The 429-nt window shown below is 36.8% G+C and carries 1 protein-coding gene; it reads right to left on the bottom strand.

Going from position 1 to position 429, the window contains the following annotated elements:
- The coding region (locus ACFILZ_RS10035; protein ID WP_375682393.1) for an efflux RND transporter periplasmic adaptor subunit at positions 1-429 on the bottom strand (429 nt) is incomplete at both ends.

Genomic DNA, 429 nt, shown 5'->3' with positions numbered 1-429 from the left:
AGAGGTGCTTTCACAAATACCTGATCTGCTTTATGCTGTATAATTGATACTGGGATGGGTTCTACCTTTCCCTCGCTTTCACGCCAAACAAATGATCCTTTACTATTCCATTGAACCGCAAGAGGATTAACGACAGGAAAAGAACCACCATAGAATTCTAACACAACAGAAAAAGACATCCCTGTCATGAGCGTATCTTTTTTATTATTGATTTCAACTTGAATATGGAGTGTACGGCTTTCTGTATTAATAACATTGTCAATCGCATAAATATGACCAACAAAAGTTTTATCCGGCTGTGCGGTTAATGTTGTAATCACCTCATCTCCTTTATGTATTCGCGATACATATCGTTCAGGAACCCATATATCGACAAAAATACGTTCTCTATTTTCAATACGACCTATTATAGTATTAGGAGTAACAGCA

Origin of the sequence: Bartonella sp. AP40SXNS (genome assembly GCF_042195825.1) — a bacterium.
Lineage (GTDB): Bacteria > Pseudomonadota > Alphaproteobacteria > Rhizobiales > Rhizobiaceae > Bartonella.
This window is presented reverse-complemented; position numbering and strand designations above follow the sequence as displayed.